We start from the raw sequence: 1391 nt of genomic DNA, 5'->3' as shown, positions 1-1391 counted from the left end.
CACTCGGCGTGGCGGGCGCACCGCACCGACGACGGACGGGAGGCGCGGTGCCAGCGGGCCCCGCGCCTCCCGTCCGTGGTCACCCCGTCAGTGCGAGGCGGCCTTCTCGATCTTCTTGCGGAGCTTCGCGCGCTGCTTCCGCGCGTGCGGGTCGTTCCAGGCCTTGCGGATGGTCTCGGCCGTGCTCGTCTTCTTCACGACGGGCCGGTTCGACCGGGACCCGATCCAGATGCCGACCAGGGCGATGAGCCCGATGACGATGATGCGGTTGCGCATGCTGTTCTCCTTCTCTCGGTGGGTGACCTCGTGGGGTCAGCCGGTGATGCGGCGGCGACCGCCGACGCGGACGATCAGGCCGGCGACGACCGCACCGAGGACCGGCGCGACGATGAAGACCCAGAGCTGGGCGAGCGGCGTGGCCCCACCGTAGACCGCGGCAGCGACGGATCGTGCGGGGTTCACGGAGGTGTTGCTCACCGGGATGCTCACCAGGTGGATGAGGGTCAGGGTGAGGCCGATGCCGATCGGGGCGAGGGCCTGGTACTCCTGCTTGGCGGTGATCGAGAGGATCACCGCGAGGAAGACCCCGGTGAGGACCGCCTCGGTCAGGAAGACGGCGCCGAGGCCGTACCCGCCCGGGCTGGCACTGCCGAAGCCGTTCGAGGCGAAGCCCGCGTCGTGCGCGGCCCGGAAGGCGCCGGCCTTCCCGGAGAGCACGATCGCGATGATGCTGGTCGCGGCGAGGCCGCCGAGGACCTGCGACACGATGTAGCCGGCCACGTGCCGCAGGTCCGTGCGCCCGGCGGCGAGGAGGCCGAGGGTGACGGCCGGGTTGAAGTGGCCGCCGGAGATGTGCCCGACGGCGGCGATGCCGGCGACGAGCGTCAGACCGAAGGCCAGTGCGACGCCGAGGAAGCCGACGCCGGACTGGTTGTCGGTGTCGCTCGGGAAGTTCGCGGCGAAGAGTGCCGTACCGACGCCGCCGAGCACGAGCAGGAAGGTGCCGAAGAACTCGGACAGGTAGCGGGCCAGCGGGCTCCACTCGGCAGCGTCCTCGCGACGCTGTTCCGAGGTCGATGCGCTGACGGCTCCGTGGTTGCGTGCCATGTGGGGTCTCCTCCTGGGTCTGCGGACGGGAGGCTCGGGTCGCCTCCCGGGTTCGGCTGCGGCTGTGTGGACGGCCGGTTCCGGGCACGGAACGGCCGGGGGACGTCGGGCGTCCCCCGGCCTGTGGGTGGTGCTGCGTGGTGCTGGTGGTGCTGTTACTGGACGCGGGTGGTGCGTGCCAGTGCGGTGCGGGTGCCGCCGGTGAGGTGGACCAGGACCGGGATCTGTCGGCCGAGGGTCTGGTCGAGGGTGGTCAGGGCGTGGTCGACGGCGTCGAGGACGGT

Annotated in this window: 2 protein-coding genes; both read right to left on the bottom strand. The window is 71.7% G+C overall.

The window, feature by feature from the left end:
* Nucleotides 1-87 precede the first annotated feature (87 nt).
* Complete coding sequence (locus tag M3677_RS16750; RefSeq protein ID WP_066653419.1) at nt 88-276, bottom strand: hypothetical protein; 189 nt, start codon at nt 274-276, stop codon at nt 88-90.
* 36 nt (nt 277-312) lie between these two features.
* The gene (gene aqpZ / locus M3677_RS16745) at nt 313-1107 is read right to left on the bottom strand and encodes an aquaporin Z (RefSeq protein WP_081984767.1); all 795 of its coding nucleotides are present in this window, start codon (nt 1105-1107) and stop codon (nt 313-315) included.
* Nucleotides 1108-1391: the final 284 nt, after the last annotated feature.

The sequence above is a fragment of the Curtobacterium sp. P97 genome (assembly GCF_023712445.1).
In the GTDB taxonomy this organism is placed as follows: Bacteria; Actinomycetota; Actinomycetes; order Actinomycetales; family Microbacteriaceae; genus Curtobacterium.
This window is presented reverse-complemented; position numbering and strand designations above follow the sequence as displayed.

Bases quoted from the DNA above. Each gene is read 5' to 3' on its own strand.
- M3677_RS16750 (WP_066653419.1), bottom strand. From the start codon at position 276: ATGCGCAACCGCATCATCGTCATCGGGCTCATCGCCCTGGTCGGCATC.
- aqpZ (WP_081984767.1), bottom strand. From the start codon at position 1,107: ATGGCACGCAACCACGGAGCCGTCAGCGCATCGACCTCGGAACAGCGT.